This window comes from Peribacillus sp. SIMBA_075 (assembly GCF_046534585.1).
This window is the reverse complement of the sequence record NZ_JAWRYN010001190.1, coordinates 1-250: the sequence shown is the minus strand read 5'-3', so window position 1 is coordinate 250 and position 250 is coordinate 1. Positions and strand designations below refer to the sequence as shown.

The following is a 250-nucleotide window of genomic DNA, read 5'->3' as shown; positions in this document are numbered from 1 at the left end:
CAGCTAAAGGACGACAGCTATGTAAGCAAGCAAGCGCAAATTGTTATTCAAAAGTAAAGGACATGAATGTTCAGCCGAGGAAAAAAGCGAAGCCCTGACCAGAGATGCTGCTGCAAACAGCTGCTTTGGAAGGGGCTTCGTTTTTGTTTTGATCCTGCATGATCTCTTCTTTACACAAATAGATGAAGCAAGAAATAAATCAGCGCAGAAATGACCGCGGAGATTGGCAGTGTGATAAACCAAGTGATGA

General features: G+C 43.2%; 1 protein-coding gene. It reads right to left on the bottom strand.

Features of this window, described 5'->3' with window-relative positions; genetic code table 11:
- Nucleotides 1-3 precede the first annotated feature (3 nt).
- Nucleotides 4-250: hypothetical protein (locus SB775_RS32085; RefSeq protein WP_410865332.1), on the bottom strand; the 247-nt coding region annotated here is incomplete at its 5' end.